General features: G+C 57.1%; 16 protein-coding genes. 14 read left to right on the forward strand and 2 right to left on the reverse strand.

Annotated features, from left to right (window positions below; translation table 11 throughout):
• The first annotated feature begins 3 nt into the window (after positions 1–3).
• Both AB3X55_09985 and AB3X55_09990 read left to right on the forward strand, forming a co-directional pair.
• Positions 4–1275, forward strand: coding sequence for an FGGY-family carbohydrate kinase (locus AB3X55_09985; protein ID MEX0503911.1), 1272 nt, complete (start codon positions 4–6; stop codon positions 1273–1275).
• Positions 1276–1469: 194 nt separating this feature from the next.
• Positions 1470–1685, forward strand: a complete 216-nt coding sequence (locus tag AB3X55_09990; GenBank protein ID MEX0503912.1) for a hypothetical protein — start codon at positions 1470–1472, stop codon at positions 1683–1685.
• Positions 1686–1790: 105 nt separating this feature from the next.
• Here AB3X55_09990 and AB3X55_09995 read toward each other — a convergent pair whose 3' ends face one another.
• Positions 1791–3692 (reverse strand): sigma-54-dependent Fis family transcriptional regulator, encoded by a 1902-nt coding sequence (locus tag AB3X55_09995; protein MEX0503913.1) that lies wholly within the window; start codon positions 3690–3692, stop codon positions 1791–1793.
• Between the two features lie 208 nt (positions 3693–3900).
• Between AB3X55_09995 and AB3X55_10000 the strand changes: the two genes are divergently transcribed.
• From AB3X55_10000 to AB3X55_10035, 8 genes are all read left to right on the forward strand, one after another.
• Entirely contained in the window at positions 3901–4962 is a 1062-nt protein-coding gene (locus AB3X55_10000; protein ID MEX0503914.1) for an NAD(P)-dependent alcohol dehydrogenase, read from the forward strand.
• Between the two features lie 42 nt (positions 4963–5004).
• Positions 5005–6543: an extracellular solute-binding protein gene (locus AB3X55_10005; GenBank protein ID MEX0503915.1), complete on the forward strand. Its 1539-nt coding sequence runs from the start codon at positions 5005–5007 to the stop codon at positions 6541–6543.
• Between the two features lie 84 nt (positions 6544–6627).
• Complete coding sequence (locus AB3X55_10010; protein MEX0503916.1) at positions 6628–7494, forward strand: carbohydrate ABC transporter permease; 867 nt, start codon at positions 6628–6630, stop codon at positions 7492–7494.
• Positions 7495–7496: 2 nt separating this feature from the next.
• Positions 7497–8345: a carbohydrate ABC transporter permease gene (locus AB3X55_10015; protein ID MEX0503917.1), complete on the forward strand. Its 849-nt coding sequence runs from the start codon at positions 7497–7499 to the stop codon at positions 8343–8345.
• A gap of 1 nt (position 8346) precedes the next feature.
• On the forward strand, positions 8347–9426 hold the full coding sequence (locus AB3X55_10020; GenBank protein ID MEX0503918.1) for an ABC transporter ATP-binding protein: 1080 nt from the start codon (positions 8347–8349) through the stop codon (positions 9424–9426).
• Positions 9426–10499 carry an ABC transporter ATP-binding protein gene (locus AB3X55_10025; protein MEX0503919.1) on the forward strand — a complete coding sequence of 358 codons (1074 nt, stop codon included), beginning with the start codon at positions 9426–9428 and terminating at the stop codon, positions 10497–10499. The genes AB3X55_10020 and AB3X55_10025 overlap by 1 nt, the downstream gene beginning before the upstream one ends.
• A gap of 124 nt (positions 10500–10623) precedes the next feature.
• On the forward strand, positions 10624–12525 hold the full coding sequence (locus AB3X55_10030; GenBank protein MEX0503920.1) for a hypothetical protein: 1902 nt from the start codon (positions 10624–10626) through the stop codon (positions 12523–12525).
• Positions 12526–12915: 390 nt separating this feature from the next.
• On the forward strand, positions 12916–13239 hold the full coding sequence (locus AB3X55_10035; GenBank protein ID MEX0503921.1) for a hypothetical protein: 324 nt from the start codon (positions 12916–12918) through the stop codon (positions 13237–13239).
• Between the two features lie 554 nt (positions 13240–13793).
• Here the strand turns inward: AB3X55_10035 and AB3X55_10040 are convergent.
• Positions 13794–13931 (reverse strand): hypothetical protein, encoded by a 138-nt coding sequence (locus AB3X55_10040; protein MEX0503922.1) that lies wholly within the window; start codon positions 13929–13931, stop codon positions 13794–13796.
• A 114-nt stretch (positions 13932–14045) separates the two neighbouring features.
• On the opposite strand from AB3X55_10040, the gene AB3X55_10045 reads away from it, so the two are divergent.
• The 4 genes from AB3X55_10045 to AB3X55_10060 are packed head-to-tail and all read left to right on the forward strand — an operon-like array spanning position 14046 to position 18762.
• Positions 14046–15248 carry an acetyl-CoA C-acyltransferase gene (locus AB3X55_10045; GenBank protein ID MEX0503923.1) on the forward strand — a complete coding sequence of 401 codons (1203 nt, stop codon included), beginning with the start codon at positions 14046–14048 and terminating at the stop codon, positions 15246–15248.
• 53 nt (positions 15249–15301) lie between these two features.
• Entirely contained in the window at positions 15302–16198 is an 897-nt protein-coding gene (locus AB3X55_10050; GenBank protein ID MEX0503924.1) for a DMT family transporter, read from the forward strand.
• Positions 16199–16224: 26 nt separating this feature from the next.
• The gene (locus AB3X55_10055) at positions 16225–17370 is read left to right on the forward strand and encodes a TauD/TfdA family dioxygenase (GenBank protein MEX0503925.1); all 1146 of its coding nucleotides are present in this window, start codon (positions 16225–16227) and stop codon (positions 17368–17370) included.
• 15 nt (positions 17371–17385) lie between these two features.
• Complete coding sequence (locus AB3X55_10060; protein ID MEX0503926.1) at positions 17386–18762, forward strand: FAD-binding oxidoreductase; 1377 nt, start codon at positions 17386–17388, stop codon at positions 18760–18762.
• Positions 18763–18764: the final 2 nt, after the last annotated feature.

Genomic DNA, 18764 nt, shown 5'->3' on the forward strand with positions numbered 1-18764 from the left:
AAGATGCTGGCGCTGGGGATTGACATAGGAACCTCCGGCGTCAGGAGTGCCGTGCTGGACGAGAGTGGCACCCTCCTGTCCTCATCGCGCTCTCCACACCTTTTGCAGGTGGCAGGTGATGTTCAGGCCGAATATTGGTGGGCATCGGTCCGAAATTGTTTGGCCCATACCATAGATGCGCTTCATGAAGCAAAGTTGAACCCCCGCGACATCGGGGTTTTGGCAGTAGATGGAACTTCGGGCAGCATGGTGTTGGTGGACGCAACTATCTGTCCAGTGACACCGGCGCTGATGTATAATTCCTCGGGCTTTGACGCTGAAGCTGAGTTGATCAGACGCCATGGGCCGGCGAACCATATCACCCAGGGTTCAAACTCCGCTTTGGCCCGCCTCATTCGTCTGCAGTCCTATGACATGTCTGGTTCGGCCAACTTTCTCTGTCACCAAGCTGATTTTGTAATGGCGCACCTGACCGGAGTGGCCGGGTTTTCAGACCATAACAACGCACTCAAGACAGGGTATGACCCACAGCGTGAAAGTTGGCCTGACTGGCTGGAGGCTGCGGGTGTTCGGACGGACCTCTTGCCACGTGTTTTGCCTCCGGGGCGGGCGGTCCGACAGATTGATCCGAAGGTTGCGGATGAATTTGGCCTTGCACGTGATCTTGTCGTAAAGGCCGGCACGACAGACAGCATCGCCGCCTACCTGGCAACAGGCGCCTCTGAAATAGGCACCGCCGTTACCTCGCTTGGCACGACTCTGGCTGTCAAGATGCTGAGCCCTGCCAGGATCGAAGATCCGTCAATAGGGCTTTACAGTCATAAAGTTGGAGATGCCTGGATCGCGGGTGGCGCCTCGAACTCAGGTGGCGGGGTGCTTCTTAGATTCTTTGACGAGGCACAACTGCGGAACCTGAGTGAGCTTATAGACCCTTCGCGCGAAACCGACCTTGACTATTATCCACTCCTGCGCCCGGGGGAGAGGTTTCCGACAAACGATCCAGATATGCTTCCGCGCCTCACACCCCGACCGGAAGATGATGTTCATTTCCTGCATGGGTTGTTGCAGGGGATCGCGCGTATAGAGAGCCAGGGATATAGGGCGCTTGAAAGAATGGGCGGCGGAGCTGTTCAACGGGTTCTTACAGTTGGAGGAGGTGCAGGCAACGAAACCTGGCGGCTGATAAGAGAACGCGAGATAGGTGTGCCTGTTGAGGTTGCCACGCGGGATCAGGCCAGTATAGGCGTGGCGCTGCTTGCGCTTCGCGAAAATTGAAAATACTCGGTTTGCCGAATTGGTGACATAATCGATCCCGCATCCATTCATCTTGTGACAGCGTCACAAAATTCAGATGCAAATAACGGCGGTCGCGCGCCCGGCTGATCTCGACATAAAAGGTCTTCTCGTTCGTCAGCTCCTGATGGGTTGAATCCAGCACCGCGATCACCTGGTCGGCGATGCCGGCCCGGATGTCGGCAGCGCTTGCGGGCTATGTGCTTGCAAAACGCGACATCCCGGCGCCGGGCTCGCTGATGAGAGGGCAGTATCTGATCGTTCTGCCGCCGGTCGTCGCCGGGAAGCTCGCTCTCTATACGGCGATGCGCGAGACCGGCACCAGCAATGTCGCACTGGCGGCGCGCCTCAACCGGCTGCTGCGGGCCGGTCTGAAACTGGATGCCGAGTGATGCCGGGAATTGTGGTGTCAGGTTCAAGTGCGGAGTGAAGGGTGTCTAGTATGCAGCCTTAAGCAATCTCGGTGCCTGTTATCTAGAATATTGGGGGTTTGACGTTCAGGCCTCGCGCACATGCTTGTAGACAGTGTTGCGGGACACGCCCAGTCGTCGGGCGACAAGGCTGACATTCCCCCCTGTCTCTTTCCAGCTCCGCTTGATCATCACACAGGTTTCCTCGCGGACTGGCGAGCCGTTGCATTGCGGGCAGGGTGCCATGCCATCACGGGCAAAGGACTGCAGAACGTTCTGGATGTCCTGCCTGATCACCTTGCCGGTTGCCTGGGCGACGGCATGTTGAATGGTCTTGCGAAGCTGCTTCAGATTTCCTGGCCAGCTTTCCGCCTGAAGAATGCTGAGCGCGACAGGCGACAGGGAATGTTCCTGTGAGATGTCAGCGATCATGGCCGCGGCGACTTTCTGGAAATCGGATCGTTGTGACAGTGGTGGCGCTGTCACCGTCTTTCCATCGATGGCGTTCGAGAATGCCGGCGCGACATCAAATTCTGGGTCTCTCATCCATGAGGACGGTCCGACAAAAAGCCAGCCCTTGATGGCGGAAATATTGCCATCATGCCGACGTTCATCTTCGAATGCCATCACATCGGCGATGCGGGACTGGATCCTTGTGTCGAGAGTTTGAGGATTTCTGAACAATACCGATCCGCCACGGGCGAGAGACAGTTTTCCTTTTGAATTGGGGCCCGCCTCCGGATCGAAGAAGTCGATCATGCCAGCGTCGCCAAATAAATAGGTTTCGAAATTGTCCCCTGTCAGCAGACGGCAATCGATAACAGTCAGCGCGGCGTCCCCAAAGGCGTCTGCATGTATCTTGCGCGCCAGTTCCAGCTTGCCAGTTCCCGCTTCGCCCTCGATGATAATTGGAAGCCCGATGGTCAGTGCACGGGTCGCTGATTCGATCTCCTTTTTCAGCACCTCGTCGTCAAAGGCGCGTGTCGGTCGTTGTGGATTTTCCGGCTTGCTAGCAGTCGAGATCACCCCGTTGCCAATCATGTGATGCTGGTCGTTCTGGGTAATGAAGTCGCCCTCGACCTTTACAAAGCGGCGGGTGACAGGTGGCTGTGCCTTCATAAAGACAACCGAGCCCATCCGGTCACGGATTCGAACAATTTCGTGGGAGCGAAGCTGGTCGATGATGTCGGAAAACTTGACCTGAAATACCTCGCCAAAATGCTGCTTGCTGCTGAGGTTCAATCCGCTCAGCATCGATTTGGCGTTAACGTTCGCGCCCTCGATGAAGCCGTAATCATCTACTGCGATCATCGCCACGCTCGTCGTTGGCAGATACTCATGGCGCGCGTGGAACATCAGGATCAGCGAATCGCAAAATTGTTCGCTGAACAACCGGTTTTCAATGTTTCGTGAGGCCAGCTTGACCAATGCCAGCGTATGGTCGTTGCGGGCCTTTGCATTGGATGTCGCATCGATAACGCCGACAATATTGCTTTCATGATCGAAAATTGGCGCCGCAAAGCAGGACAGGTCGCCAAGCTTGTGAAAGAAATGGTCACGGCCGGTGACAATGGCCGGCCGACGGCTATGAATGGCAAGACCCAGCGCATTTGTCCCGCGGTGGCTTTCCATCCATACCGATCCTGGAATGACGGCTTTGCCACCTTCGCCAGCCTGAAAATCGTCATCCTGAATGGAATCAAGGACCACGCCGCAGCCGTCGGCATAGGCCACCATGAAATTGGTGCCGGCAATCTGATTATAAAGAAGTTCCAGTTCGGGCAGAACTAGATGCCTGACACTCTCGTTTTGTTCCATAACGATGCGGAACTTTTCCGAGCTGAGAACAGCCTCCACAGGTTTGCCGGAGGCGCGCAGTCCGAATTCCCGACACCGGGACCAACTGTCAGAGATCGCGGATAACACGCCGCCTCTTTGAAGGGCATCCCGTGCTTCGGGAAATTCGTATCCGTATTCGTCGCTCGCCATGTCCAATCCTCGCATCGACACATGTAGGCGGCACCGGTGTCGTATCCATGACGCTAGTAGCGTTGGGGACAGAGGCCAATATAGCAGACTGTTCAAAAACTGAACACAGGGTTGGCTGTTTTGCTCGGTTTTGAACACAAACCGTCATTGTTCCTTTGTTTTGAAGACGCCACCCTTGCGACTGACAAAGTCTCAAGAGGTGAGGAACATGAAAGCTCAAGTACTTTATGAGTACGATCCGGAGATGAAAAGCGATGTCTGGGTGAAAGGCGCCGAAATGCCTGACCCGGAGATCGAGAAATCATCCGATGTGATCGTCAAGATTGGTGCGGCGGGGGTGTGCCGGACGGACCTTCATATCATTGAAGGTGTCTGGCGCCATATCCAGGATCCTGACAACAAGCTTCTGCCCTGTGTCATGGGGCATGAAAATGCCGGCTGGATCGAAGAGGTCGGCAAGGACGTTACCGGATTCAAGAAAGGCGATGCTGTTATCCTGCACCCGCTGATTTCGGGGACTGACGGGACATGCCTGTCCTGTCGGCGTGGTCATGACATGCATGCCGAGGATGGCGCCTTTCCGGGTCTGAACATCAAGGAAGGTGGTTATGCCGAGTTGCTGAAGACAAGTGTCCGCAACCTTATCAAGCTGCCATCTATTCTGACCCCAAAGGACGTTGCTCCTTTCTCGGATGCCGGTCTGACTGCTTACCGGGTGGTGAAGAAGGCTACCCGCCATCTGCTGCCGGGCCAGTCCTGCGTCATCATCGGCGCTGGCGGCCTTGGTCACATTGCAATCCAGTGTCTGAAGGCGATGTGCGCCGCTGACATCATTGTTGTCGAGAAATCTGCCAACGCGCTGAAACACGCCATCGAACTTGGTGCTGACAAAGGCGTGCTGATCGACGGCAATGAGCATGAGTCGATCATGGAACTGACACATGGCAAAGGTGCTGAAGCTGTCATCGATTTCGTCGGTGAGCACGGTTCGACCACCATGGGTCTGAACATGACCGCCAACAGTGGCTTCTACTACATCGTTGGTTACGGCGAAGAAATTCAGGTGCTCGCTGTGGACATGATCATTTCCGAAAAGACCATTGTTGGCAATCTGGTCGGCACCTGGGCTGAGCTCTATGAGCTTATGGAGCTTGCCAATAAAGGCCTCGTGAAACTGTCGATGCAGGAATATCGGCTCGATGAGGCCAACAAGGCCCTGCATGACCTGAATAGCGGCGACGTCAAGGGTCGTGCCGTTCTCGTACCTTAAGCCAGAACCCTTTCAACCACATGAAAATCTACGGAGGAACCTATGAAATTCAGTGTGTTATCAACAAGCATTGTGGTCGGGGCATCAATGATTGCCACCGCTGCGCATGCCGACAAGTGGAGCGACCAGTTCCCGCATATCAAGAACACCGGGGATATCCCTGGCGAGTGCTCCTATGAGTCCATGTCGAAGAAGGACTATAGCGGCCGCAAGCTGACTATCAACACGCACGCCGTGCCTGTGATGGGTGAGCCGACCGCGCTTCATGCCGAGCAGTTTGCCAAGCTGACCGGTGCTGAAGTCGACGTGATCCACACGCCGGCGGGTGATCTCTACTCCAAAGCGATGATCCCGTTCCAGGCTGGCCAGGCGCCGTATGACATTGTCTTCGGCTTCTCGAACTTCATCCGTGACTGGATGATGTATCTCGAGCCGGTGCCGGATTACTATGTCAACATGCGCCAGATGCAGGACGTCACCAAGTCGCATATCGACGTGGCGTCCTGGGATGGCCAGATGATCCAGTTCCCGATCGATGGCGACCGTCACTATCTGAAATATCGCAAGGACGTGATCGACAATCCCGAGTATCAGGCCAAGTACAAGGCCGAGACTGGCCGGGAGCTGCGGGTTCCGCGCACCTGGAAGGAGTATGGCGAGATCGCGGCTTTCTTCAATGGCTGGGACTGGGACGGTGACGGCGAGCTGGAATATGGCTCTGCCGAGGTGATGAAGAAGGACGACCTGATGTATGCAGCGTTCTTCAGCCGTTCGGTCGCCTATTCGAAGAACCCACGCACTCCAGGCGGTTTCTTCTTCGATCTCGAGACCATGACTCCGCTGATCAATGGTCCGGGGTTTGTCGAAGCACTGACCGACTGGGTCGAAGCCACGAAATATGTGCCGCCGGGCGGTATCAATTTCGGCCTTGGCGACGAGATCAACTCCTTTGGTGGTGGACAGACGCTGTTCAGCTTCTCCTGGGATGATGCATTCGTTGCTGCGATGGAAGATGACAGTCCGATCAAGAACAAGGTTGGTGTCGCACCGCTTCCCGGTTCGGACCGTGTTTGGAACCGTACCAAGGGTGACTGGGACAACCAGTTCAACCAGGCGCCTTACATCGTCTGGGGCTGGGCCGCGGCTGTCGCCAAGAAGTCGAAGAACCACGACATGGCGTTCGACTATCTCTGTTTCTTCTCGAACGACGCCAACCATCAGGCTGACATCGCCATCGGACGCTTTGGGGTGAACCCGTTCAAGAAATCCGACTTTGTGCCGGATATCTATGTTGAGCGTCAGGGTTGGGATGAAGAGATCGCCAAGGAATACACCCAGACCCTTCTGGATATGGAAGAGAAGAGCACCAACCGCGTCTTCCCACTTCGTGTCCCGGGTGTCTTCCAGTTCACCAGCGCGGTGGCTACCGGCACATCCAAGGCGCTTGCCGGTCAGCTGAGCCCGCAAGAGGCTCTCGATGAGGTCGCTGCCGATTGGGAGAAGATCCTGAAGCGTGTTGGCAAGGATAATGTCCGTGAGGCCTACGCTGTTGGCGTTGCCCTCGAAGACAATCTCAACTAACCGCCAAATCACGGGTGACCGGACCCTCCTGCCGGTCACCCGCATTCATTTTTCGAATTGAACAGCCTTAATCGAGGGTTCGTCATGAACTTCAGGCATAAACATATTTTCCTGCTTCCGGGCCTTCTGGTGCTGATTGGGATTTTGATCTTTCCGATTCTGTTCACCATCAGGCTCAGCCTGTCGAGCTGGGATAGTTTTTACCCTGGCCTGGATTTCATCGGCCTTGAAAACTATGTCCGGTTGTTCACCGAGGATCAGCGTTTCTGGGAATCGTTTTTCCGGCTGAGCTTCCTGTCGCTGACCACCGTGTTTCTGCAGTATGTGCTCGGTTTCTCTCTGGCATTGATGGTGTGGCGCGATCTGGCCTTCAAGCGGTTTTTTCGGGTCCTGTTCCTGATCCCGATGATGACTACGCCCGTCATTATGACGGTGATCTGGAAGACGGTATTTCATGAGTCGCTTGGCCCGGTGAATGACTTCCTCAGCCTGTTCGAGATCACCCCGCTGTGGCTGAGTGACGAGACACTGGCGAAAGTCACAGTGATCATTGTCGAGACCTGGCAGTGGACGCCCTTCATGTTCCTGCTGCTTCTGGCCGGCCTGCTGTCACTGCCCGAGGAAGCTTTTCTTGCCGCATCCATCGACGGCGCGGGTCCGTTGCGCAAGTTTATCTATGTGACCTTCCCGCTAATGGCGCCCATATCGATCGGAGCGATCATCATAAGATTAATCGAGGCCTCGAAGATCATGGACACGATTTACGTCCTGACATCAGGTGGGCCGGGAACGGCAACGGAAACATCAAGTTTCTATATTTTCATCAAGGGGCTTCGCGAATTTCAAATGGGCTATTCGGCGGCGCTGTCCTTCACCTATCTCGTCATCATGATCGTCAGCCTGACCATTATCGCCAAGGTGCTGGTGCGGGTCATGATCAAACAGGATTGACCATGCGTAATCTCTACACATTCCTGAAATATGGCTTCATCTGCATCTGGTCGATGTTTGTCGTCGCCCCGTTCCTGTGGGCGCTGTCGACGTCCTTCAAGGATTTTCAGTCGGTGACCAGCGGGGCCACTTACATCCCGTGGTTGCAGTTCGAGCCGACGCTGGAAGGCTGGCGCGTGCTGTGGCGGACACCGGCGAGTGGTGGTGTCGATATCGTCGAGCCTTATTTCAACAGCATCATTGTGACCTGCTCGGCCAGCCTGATCAGCATCATGCTCGGCACGCTGTCGGCCTATGCGCTGTCACGCTTCACCTTCAAGGCTGGCTTCATCAAGAACAACGACATCACCTTCTTCTTCATCTCGCAGCGCATCATGCCGCCGGTGGTGCTGTCGATCCCGTTCTTTATCATGCTTGGCTATCTCGGGCTGCTGGATTCCCTTGTCGGCCTGATCATGGTCTATATCGTCCTGCTGATGCCGATCGCTGTCTGGATCATGGTGGATTTCTTTAACAAGGTGCCACGTGAAATCGACGAGACGGCGCTGATCGACGGGTGCAATCCCTATCAGGCATTCTTCAAGGTGGTGCTGCCGAACTCCATCCCGGGCATGATCGTTGCCGGCATGTTCTGCCTGATCTTTGGATGGACCGACTTCTTCTTTGCTTTCATCCTCACCTTCACCGAGGTGCAGCTGTTGCCGGTGCGCATTGTCGCCCTGAATTCCTCGATCACCCCATGGTGGAGCCTTTCAGCCTCGGCGCTGATCTCTGTCGCGCCACTGGTCGTGGTGGCCTTCATCGTCGAACGTTTCCTGTCGAAAGGGAACCTGTCCGGAGCCTTGAAATAAAATGGATCTGATCGCGAAAGGTCTGACCTACAGGCCAGATGACGAGTTTCACCTGAATGATGTGTCATTCGGCATGCAAAAGGGTGAACTCTACACCATTCTTGGCAGGACCCTGTCCGGCAAGACGACTCTCCTGAAAACGATCGCCGGGCTGGTCACGCCGGAAGGCGGCCGCATGATGTTCGATGACAAGGATCTCGGCAAGGTGCCGGTTTGGGAACGCAACATTGCGATGGTCTACCAGCAGTTCATCAACTATCCGCATCTGACAGTCTTCGACAATGTCGCCTTTCCGCTGCGCCAGCGAAAGATGGATGAAGGTGTGATCAGGGGCCGGGTTATGGATTCCCTGGAAAGCGTTGGTCTCACCGGCTTCGAGGGACGGAAGATTCAGGCCTTGTCAGGTGGGCAGCAGCAACGTGTGGCGCTTGCCCGTTCGTTGGCGAAACAGGCTGGAATCCTGTTGCTGGATGAACCGCTGGTCAATCTCGACTACAAGCTTCGTGAGCAGCTTCGTGAAGAATTCCGCAACATCTTTTCCGACCAGGTATCCTCAAACTCGATTCTGATCTATTCCAGCACCGACCCTCTGGAAGCCATGCAACTTGGCGGTGATATCATCGTTCTGGATGAGGGCAGGGTCTTGCAACAGGGGCCGGCGCACGAGATTTTTGAGAACCCGGCAACCACCCGTGTGGCCGAGATTTCGAATGATCCGGCGATGAATCTTCTCCCCGGTGCCATCGATGACGGCAAGATTGCCATCAGTGGTGACATCAAGCTGCCCATCCCGGCGCATTTCAAATCCCTGCCCCCTGGCACCTATATCTTCGGCATTCGGGCAAGTGACGTGTCGCTTGATGCAAAGGGTCTGCCCTTTACGGTTGAGCTTGCGGAGATCAGCGGCTCCGAGACATTCCTTCATGTGCAGAGCGGCGGGCATACCATCGTCGGTCTTCTGGACATGGTGCAGAATTTCGATGCAGGTGATTCCGTGAACCTGCAGCTGGATGGATCCCGGCTCTATGCCTTCGGCCAGGATGGTGCGTTGATTTCTTCACCTTTTCCAGGAGGCTTCTGATGGCACGTATCGACCTTCGCGGCATTGCCCACAGCTATGACCCGGATGCCGTTGACCCGATTTATGCGCTGGAAAAATGCAATCTGACCTGGCGCGATGGTGGGCGCTATGCGGTCCTCGGCCCGTCCGGTTGCGGCAAGACAACGATGCTCAATATCATGTCAGGGATCGTGACGCCTTCAGAAGGGCGCCTGACCTTCGACGACACCGATGTGACCGAAATAAAGACGGCGGAGCGCAACATCGCCCAGGTGTTTCAGTTCCCGGTGATCTACAACACCATGACAGTGGGACAGAATCTGGGCTTCCCACTGGTCTGTCGCGACGCGCCGAAGGAGGCAATTGCGAAGAAGGTGAAGGAGGTTGCCGAGATTCTTGGGCTGGAGGGACTTCTTGACCGCCGCGCGAAAAGCCTGACGGCCGACCAGAAACAGCTGATCTCGCTCGGGCGCGGCCTTGTCCGTGATGATGTCGCGGCCATCCTGATGGATGAGCCGCTGACCGTGATCGACCCTGACCTGAAATTCCGGCTACGTCGAAAGCTGAAGGAAATCAATGAATTCTATAAATCGACCCTGATCTATGTGACGCATGACCAGAATGAGGCAATGACCTTTGCCGAGGATATTGTGGTGATGGATCGCGGGCGTGTGGTGCAGATCGGCAAGCCAAAGGAGCTGTTTGAACGCCCAAGTACAACATTTGTCGGCTATTTCATCGGCGCGCCGGCGATGAACATGTTCGAAGCCCGGGTGACAGGGAAAAATATTGTGGCAGTCGGTGATGTGGAATTTGCCACCGAGACCGATCTCAGCAAGACTGGCACGGACAATATAAAGCTAGGGATACGCTCTGAATTTATCGAGCTGGCAACCAAGAAGACAAAAAACGCTATTCAGGTTGATATCCAGCGCGTTGATGATTTCGGAAACTACCAGTTGGTATCGGCGCATGCTGGCCAGAACGCCATCAAGGTGAAGGTAAAGCGTGAGGTGGCGGTGCCGGGTGACAAGGCATGGCTGAAATTCCCTGAGAACCGTTGCTGCGTCTATGCTGACGAGGCGCTGGTCTGATTGTGTTTCGCTGCCAAGTGCCGGGGATTGTCTGCGCTTTGCTCCAGAGCACTCGCTGACATGTGATTATGTAAGAGGACCAAACGCATTGGCATCATCCGGCGCGACAGGCTAAACATACGCCATGTCAAAAATCAAATTTCAGGATGTGTTGCGTGACGCCGTGCAGTCGCTGTTTGGCACAAACCCGGACGCGCAGGAAATTATCGATTCCTATCCCACAGCGCATCTGACTGGCACGCATGCCATCCAGACGGGCGGCGGGACCTTCTTTGATTTGTTCGCCAAGAAGCGGCGCAATGAATGGGATGAAGTTGAAAAGCTGATCTCCCATTTCAGGAATCTCGGCGTCCGGCAGTCGACCCTGATCCGCGGTGATTTCCTCTTCGGCTATGAACCGCAGCCCTATGACGTAATCCGGGCGCTGGTCTTCGAATATGCGGCCATGGGGATGAATGTCCTGCAGAATTTCCATGGGCTGAACGACGCGCGCTGTCTGGCCGGTGTGGCGAGGGCCGTTGCCGAGGCGCAGGCCGCCGGTCATGACATCATCGCGCAGGGAACCATCTGTATCGAGGACAACCCCAACGTCACCGTCGCCAGATGCCTTGCGTTCGCCGACGAGCTGGTGGTGCTTGGTCATTCGGGGTTCTATCTGAAATCGGCCAGCGGAAGGCTGAACCCCTATTTCGTCTATGAGCTTGTCTCCGCCCTCTATCGGCGTTTTCCGGATCAGGATGTGACCATCCACGCGCATTCGACCTATGGCGAGGCGCCCGCCTGCTATATGGCGGCGACGCTGGCCGCCATCGAGCAGGACAAGGACATCACCATGGATGTGCAGCATCCGGCGCTGGCCGGATCGACGGCGCAGCCAAGCATGAACAAGATGGTGGACCTTATCAGGAACTACCCGGATGAACGGATAAGCTCGCAAACGCCCAAACTGGACATCGACGCCATCAAGGCCAGCATGTTCTCGCTTTACGGGCTGCGCTTCCGCTATCGCGAGTTTGAATCCTCTTACAACACAGAGCTTGTCGACGCAATGTATGCGGCGCGCACCCCGGGCGGCGCATCGGCAACGCTGAAATCGATTCCAGGGCTGGTCGATAACCTTGGACGGCTTCTCGGGACGGCTGCCAGCCATGCCAACTGGGACCGGATCCAGATCGCGATCTACCGGATGCAGGCAGAGATTCTGAAGGATCTGGGACAGCCGACCCAGGTCACGCCCTATGCCGCCAATACCACTGGCCAGGCGGCCCTGTCGCTGTGGCATAGACTTGAAGGGCGTGACAAATATCACAGCCTCTATCCCGGCATCGCCGACTATCTGGTGGGTCGTCACGGCCGGGTGCCGGCAAGTGCCAATCCTATGCTTGTCCAAAAGGCACTGGATCAGCTTGGCCTTGAGAGGCAGGAAGACTATGTGGCGGCACCGGACAGGCCGGATGGGCTGCCGCAGGCGGAGGACCGGCTTGTTGCAGCAGGCATTGCCAACCCGACCACGCGCCAGAAAATCTCCGCCACCATGCTTCAGGATTCAGGCCCGTTTAGAGCGGTCCCGCATGTGGTCGCCTGTGACCAGACCCGTAATGTGCCGGCACCCCCGCCGGAGCAGCCATTCTACGCCCGGCCGCCGCAGCCGATGCCACGTACCGATGGCGCTGGCGTCAACCGCGATGTGCGGGATGCGGTGAACATCATTGGAGGCTATTCAAAGCTTCAGGAAATCGCCGAACGGGTCCTGCATATCAAGCAGCTAACGGATCACCGTTATATTTTTCCGGCAGGTGAGGAGGATCTTGAACAGGAATGGTTTGATTCCAATATCGCACGGCTGAAGCTGATCCTGAAAGACATCCCGGTAAAACTGGCAGCGGCGAATTTCTCGGAAGGTCAGAAAATGGTGATGCTGGATCGCCAGCACCCTAACAGCATTCATCTGGCCATCAAGGACGCCGTGGATCAGAAGGGCGCCGGGCTCTATGACTTCATGATAGGGCTGACAGGGTCTGATTGAACCTGCACCGACGGCACAAGGGACGTGAGGAGGGTCTTGTATCCGCCACGCCGCACTCACGCGCCGTGCGATGGCTTCCACCGCATGGCCGGATGGCAGATATCGCCGCGCTGGATCAACAGCGAACATGTGCCTGATGGTCCGGCAGTCGCCGCCAAATTCAGTACACCTAACGCAGCAGGCTGCCCGTCCGACTGTCCGACGGCGTCGGACGAGATACTTGTTTCATTAAAATCAGAAAGTTAACCAAACATACACTGTCGGACGGGAGCAGACGGCGACATTCTGTGAATCTGAGGTCCGGCGACGACAATTCTGCCTAGCAGAATGAGGAGATAGCCAGTGACCGAAACCCATCAAAAACTGACTTTCAGATGCACCGATGAAGAGATGAAATTGATCGAGGAAGCAGCATCCAATGCCGGCAAGCCGAAGTCACATTTCGTTCTCGATGCCGTGCTTTCCGTTATCAGGGAAGATGCGTTGGCACAGCCGGTACCGACGGTGGTGCTGACAGAGGAAACACAGATTCGAATGGCGGAAGGCGTTTTCCTTCTGTGCGCGCTCGCAAAACGCGAACACTCAACAGACGACACCGATAGTTCACTGTTCGAAGCAGCTGATGCGCGTGCGGTCGAAATCTGTCGGGAAACGCAGGGCGGGGGTGCCGATCGTGATGATCGTCGCGGAACGGACCGCGAGGGTTTGTCTTGAATATTGATGACAGGCGCACCATCCTCCTCTGCGTTCCGAAGGAAAGCGCCGGGATTGTACGCGAAGCCGGCGCAAGGTGGAACGCGGAGCTTGGCGTCTGGACATGCACCATTGAGGGTCTGCGTACGGAACAATACGATCTTCTTCACCCCTTTGTGCCACGGCGCTTTAGACCGGATCTCGAGGGCCCTGTCATACGCCCCTGGATGGTCCCGCAGTCGCTTTGGGGCAAGAATCTGCGCGCAGTGCTCCGCAAACAGGATTGGGATGTCGTGCGAAAGACCGCCTATCAACAGGCTGGTCACCGCTGCTGCGTATGTGGTGGCAGGGGTCCCAGATGGCCAGTCGAGGCCGATAAGGCCTGAGACTATGACGATGAACGATACCACAGCACCCTGAAGGGTGTGATTGCGCGCTCTGCCCGGCCTGCCATGCCATCCGACATTGGGGCCGTACCAGTATCAAAGGCAGGGAGACGGAAGACAGGGTGCTGGTCTGGATGATGGAACTCAACAGGTGGTCGCATCGGCAGGCGAGGGAGGTCGTCGATGTGGCTATGGCGCAGTGCCGCCGCCAGGATCGAAGCTGTATTGCCGGCCGTCCATGTCGGCGAGGATCACCTGCCCGTCCTCGCAGCCCACCACGCTGTAACGCTCTCCCGCCTCGATGCCGGCGGCGCGCAGGCTGTGCATCTTCTTGCAGTCCTGCCCCTGTCATCGTTTGTGATCATCTGTCATCAGTGGTTTGCATCCGGCGGCGGGTGTCTCTAGGCTTGGCCGATACAGCAGTCCACCGGAGACGTTGCCATGCGTGATGCCGTTATTGTGTCTACCGCCCGGTCCCCGATCGGCAAGGCCTATCGCGGGGCCTTCAATAATACCCAGGCCCAGACGCTGGCCGCGCACGCCATTTCGCATGCCATCGAGCGCGCCGGCGTGGCGACGGCTGAAATTGAGGATGTTGTCCTTGGCGCGGCTCTGCAGCAGGGATCAACACATATGAATGTCGCGCGGCAGGCCCTGATCAGGGCCGGGCTGCCAACCTCGGTTCCCGGTATGACTGTGGACAGGCAATGTTCATCCGGGTTGATGGCGCTGTCGATCATTGCCAATCAGGTGCGGCATCGCGAGATCGAGATAGGGGTTGCCGGCGGGGTGGAATCGATCTCGCTGGTGCAGACGCCAAAGATGAACATCGACCGGCTTGTCGATCCCTGGATCGATGCCAACCGTCCGGACATCTATATGACCATGCTTGAAACCGCCGAGATCGTCGCCGCACGGTATGGTGTCTCGCGTCAGCTGCAGGATGAATATGCCGTTGAATCGCATCGCCGCACTGCCGCCGCGCAGGCAGAAGGACGCTTTGACGCCGAAATCGTGCCTCTCGCCACGGTGATGAAGGTCAAGGACCGCGAGACCGGGGAGATCAGCGACCAGCAGGTGACGCTGGATGCTGATGAAGGTGTCAGGCCATCGACAACATTTGACGGTTTGCAGGCGCTGCAGCCGGTGTTCAAGGATGGCCAGCAGATTGCCGCCGGGCAATTCATCACCGCCGGCAACGCATCCCAGTTGTCGGACGGCGCATCAGCCATGGTGGTCATGGGCGCGGACGAGGCGCAGCGGCGCGGCCTGAGGCCGCTTGGCGCGCTGCGCGGTGTTGCCGTGGCGGGGTGCGATCCCGAAGAGATGGGGATTGGTCCTGTCTTTGCCGTGCCGAAGCTTCTTGCCGCGCACGGGCTTGCTGTTGACGATATTCATCTGTGGGAACTGAACGAGGCCTTTGCCTCGCAGGTACTCTATTGCCGGGACAGGCTTGGCATTGATCCGCAGAAATACAATGTCTCCGGCGGGGCGATCGCGGTTGGCCACCCTTACGGCATGACAGGTGCCAGACTTGCCGGGCATCTTCTGATCGAGGGGCATCGGCGCGGTGCGAAGCTGGGTGTCGTGTCGATGTGCATTGGCGGCGGCATGGGGGCTGCCGGATTGTTCGAGATATACTGACGCCAAGGAAGCTGTCATAGTGTGCCCGGTCCACAGTCCGGACGAGGCCAATTATGCCGCGTAACCTGCTTATTGCCATTGGTGTCATCATGTTCGGCATCCTGGCCTTTGAAATGATGGGCATTATTGTCCGGATGCTTGGCGGCAGCTATCCGGTCATGCAGATTTCCGCGCTTCGTAATTTCTTTGGTGTCATTCCAGCCTTGATCCTGCTGTGGCATGGCCGGCAATTTGCGGCGTTGCCATTGCTCAACAGGCCGCGACTCCATCTGATCAATCTGATGCGGTCCTCGTCGGTGGTGATGGCCCAGCTTTGCTTTTACACGGCGCTGACGAAAATCGAATTTGCCACCGCCAGCGCGCTTGGCTTCAGCGGGCCGATGTTCATTACCGCGCTGTCGGTGCCGCTTCTTGGTCATTATATCGGGATCTGGCGCTGGGGTGCGGTGATGCTGGGATTTGCCGGTGTTGTCACCATTCTGCAACCCTTTCAGGACGGCTTTTCCCCTTACATGCTGCTGCCGGTCCTCGCCGGTTTCTGTTACGCCACCTCGAGCGTTCTTGTCAGGTTCTATCCACCGGAAATTCCCTCGGCGGCAATCCAGTTCGGACAGCAGACAGCCACATGCGCGCTGGCAACGCTGGTGGTGATCCTGTTTGTCGATCCGGTGCCCATAGGTAATCTTGGCGATGCCGGCCTGTTCGTGATCATGGGGGTTCTTGGCGGCACAGGCGTTCTCAGCCTGGCCATTGCCTACCGGCTTGTGGATCCGAGCAGCGTCTCGCCGTTTGAATATTTCGGCATTCCGGTATCCTTTGTTCTTGGCTGGCTGTTTTTTGCCGAGGCCCCGTTCGACGATCTGTTCCCGGGTATTCTGTTTATTGTTGCGGCTGGTATCATCATCATGCTTCGCGAACGCCACCAAGCGCGTCTTCAAAGAACAATTTGAGGCAGAACGACTTGAGGAGGTCTGTCATGTTTGAACCAACACTCAGCGATGATGGGCGCTGTCTGACCCTGACCGACCAGGGTACCGGCAACCATGCCAGGTTCCATGCTGTCTGGCTTCGCGACAATGCGTGGGACGAGGCGACGCGCTCGCCGGGCAATGGCCAGCGGCTGATCACCCTGTCCGATATTCCGGGTGATATCGTGATCACCGCCGCAACCGTCACCGGGACGGGGCTGGAGGTGACGTTTTCCTCCGACCCGGCACCAATCACCTATGATCCGAACTGGTTGATGGAACATCGCTATGACCGACCCGGCCCGGCGCCGGAACGGGGCTGGCTGCCGGATGGGGTGGCGTGCTGGGATGCCGGGCTTGGCGCGGCACTGCCGACAGCACGTCTCGCAGATGTCCAACAGGATGACGCGGCGCTTCGGGACTGGCTCGGCGATCTGGTGACATACGGGTTTGCGCATCTGTCGGGTGGTCCGGTCGAAGATGGCGCGCTGATGAAAATCGTCGATCTGTTCGGCTATGTGAGGGAAACCAATTACGGGCGGCAGTTTGAAGTTCGTACCGAAATCAACCCGACCAATCTTGCCTATACCGGACTGGGGCTGCAGGCACACACCGACAATCCCTATCGTGACCCGGTGCCAACAATCCAGATCCTCTATTGCCTCGAAAGCTCGGCTGCCGGCGGTGACAATATGGTTGTCGACGGCTTTGCCGCAGCGCGGCGTCTTCGGGATGAAAATATTGCCTGGTTCAATGTCCTTGCCGACCATTGTGCCCGGTTTGAATATGCCGGCGGCACCGATACCAGACTGACCGCACGGCGGCCGATGATCGAACTGGCACCGGATGGTGAACTGATTGGCATTCGGTTCAACAATCGTTCAGCAGCCGCGTTGACGGACATCCCCTTTGACGCCATGCAGACCTATTATGACGCCTACAGGCGGCTTGGCGAAATCATCGACGATCCGGCCATGGAAGTCAGTTTCCGGCTTGAGCCGGGTGAATGTTTCGTCGTTGACAACACCCGTGTGCTGCATGCCCGCAAGGCCTATGGGGGGACCGGCCATCGCTGGCTGCAGGGATGCTATGCCGATCGGGATTCGCTGATCTCGCGCCATCGCGTGCTGTGCGAAGCGGCGGGACGGCAATGAAGATGGATTCCGGCCATGCCCTATGACACCACGCTTGACGAGCTTCGCGATCTTCTCGGCACGCGTTTGACAACGGGTGACTCGACGAGAACAGCGCATTCGCGTGACGAAGCCTACACCGCGCCAGCGCTGCCCGATGCGGTGGTGTTTCCCCAGGATGTGGACGAGGTGGCCGCCATCATCACCGCCTGCGCACGGACCGGGTGCCCGGTGGTGCCCTTTGGCATCGGCACCTCGCTGGAAGGTCATGTCGTGCCGCTGCATGGCGGTGTCAGTGTCGATCTTGGACAGATGAACAGGATCATCGAGATTGACGAGCGCAATCTTCTGGCTGTTGTCGAGCCGGGGGTGACCCGCAATCAGCTGAATGCCGCCTTGCGGGATACCGGCCTGATGTTCACGGTTGATCCGGGCGCGGATGCCACAATCGGCGGTATGGCCGCGACCCGTGCCTCGGGCACCAATGCGGTACGCTATGGAACCATGCGCGAGACCGTGATGGCGCTTCAGGTCGTGCTGCCTGACGGGCAGATCATCGAGACAGGTACAAGAGCGCGTAAATCCGCTGCTGGATATGATCTGACCCATCTGTTTGTCGGCTCTGAAGGTACGCTTGGGATCATCACCCGGCTGACTGTGCGGCTGTTTGGCCAGCCGGAATCGATCCGGGCTGCGACCTGCGCCTTTGACAATGTCGAGGGTGCTGTTGAAGCGGTGATGGATGCCATGCAGGCAGGGTTGCCAATGGCGCGGATCGAGCTGTTGGACGAGGTTCAGATGCGCGGCATGAACCTCTACAATCCGGATATGAACATGCCCGAAACACCGCATCTGTTTCTGGAATTCCACGGCAGCACTCAGGGTACCGCCGAGCAGGTCGAGACCTTTGCCGCCATCGCGGCCGAACATGGGGGCGCGGAACTGGTCTGGGCAACCCATACCGAAGACCGCAACAGATTGTGGAAGGCGCGTCACGAAGCCTATTACGCCGCCAAGGCGCTGGTCCCCGGAGCAGAAGGATTCGTGACCGATTGCTGTGTGCCGGTCTCGAGGCTTGCCGAGGCCATCCGCCGGGCCCGGCAGGAGATCGACAGATCGGGGCTGGTGGCACCGATCCTCGGCCATGTCGGGGATGGAAACTTCCATCTTGTGATCCTGATTCGGCCTGATCAGCCGACCGATCTGGCGCGCGCGCATGATCTTGCCGAAACACTGAACCTGATGTCGATCGAGCTTGGAGGAACAATGACCGGCGAGCATGGCGTCGGCCTCGGCAAGAAAAAATACATGCAGGCCGAACATGGCGACGCCTATGCGCTGATGGGTGTTATCAAAAGGGCCATCGACCCTGCCAATATCATGAATCCCGGCAAGATGGTGGCCATAGACTAGAG

The organism is Alphaproteobacteria bacterium LSUCC0719 (assembly GCA_040839025.1).
Taxonomy (GTDB): domain Bacteria; phylum Pseudomonadota; class Alphaproteobacteria; order Puniceispirillales; family Puniceispirillaceae; genus UBA8309.

Coding starts and splice junctions, on each gene's coding strand:
- AB3X55_09985 (MEX0503911.1), top strand. CDS start 4: ATGCTGGCGCTGGGGATTGACATAGGAACCTCCGGCGTCAGGAGTGCC.
- AB3X55_09990 (MEX0503912.1), top strand. CDS start 1,470: ATGTCGGCAGCGCTTGCGGGCTATGTGCTTGCAAAACGCGACATCCCG.
- AB3X55_09995 (MEX0503913.1), bottom strand. CDS start 3,692: ATGGCGAGCGACGAATACGGATACGAATTTCCCGAAGCACGGGATGCC.
- AB3X55_10000 (MEX0503914.1), top strand. CDS start 3,901: ATGAAAGCTCAAGTACTTTATGAGTACGATCCGGAGATGAAAAGCGAT.
- AB3X55_10005 (MEX0503915.1), top strand. CDS start 5,005: ATGAAATTCAGTGTGTTATCAACAAGCATTGTGGTCGGGGCATCAATG.
- AB3X55_10010 (MEX0503916.1), top strand. CDS start 6,628: ATGAACTTCAGGCATAAACATATTTTCCTGCTTCCGGGCCTTCTGGTG.
- AB3X55_10015 (MEX0503917.1), top strand. CDS start 7,497: ATGCGTAATCTCTACACATTCCTGAAATATGGCTTCATCTGCATCTGG.
- AB3X55_10020 (MEX0503918.1), top strand. CDS start 8,347: ATGGATCTGATCGCGAAAGGTCTGACCTACAGGCCAGATGACGAGTTT.
- AB3X55_10025 (MEX0503919.1), top strand. CDS start 9,426: ATGGCACGTATCGACCTTCGCGGCATTGCCCACAGCTATGACCCGGAT.
- AB3X55_10030 (MEX0503920.1), top strand. CDS start 10,624: ATGTCAAAAATCAAATTTCAGGATGTGTTGCGTGACGCCGTGCAGTCG.
- AB3X55_10035 (MEX0503921.1), top strand. CDS start 12,916: ATGAAATTGATCGAGGAAGCAGCATCCAATGCCGGCAAGCCGAAGTCA.
- AB3X55_10040 (MEX0503922.1), bottom strand. CDS start 13,931: ATGCACAGCCTGCGCGCCGCCGGCATCGAGGCGGGAGAGCGTTACAGC.
- AB3X55_10045 (MEX0503923.1), top strand. CDS start 14,046: ATGCGTGATGCCGTTATTGTGTCTACCGCCCGGTCCCCGATCGGCAAG.
- AB3X55_10050 (MEX0503924.1), top strand. CDS start 15,302: ATGCCGCGTAACCTGCTTATTGCCATTGGTGTCATCATGTTCGGCATC.
- AB3X55_10055 (MEX0503925.1), top strand. CDS start 16,225: ATGTTTGAACCAACACTCAGCGATGATGGGCGCTGTCTGACCCTGACC.
- AB3X55_10060 (MEX0503926.1), top strand. CDS start 17,386: ATGCCCTATGACACCACGCTTGACGAGCTTCGCGATCTTCTCGGCACG.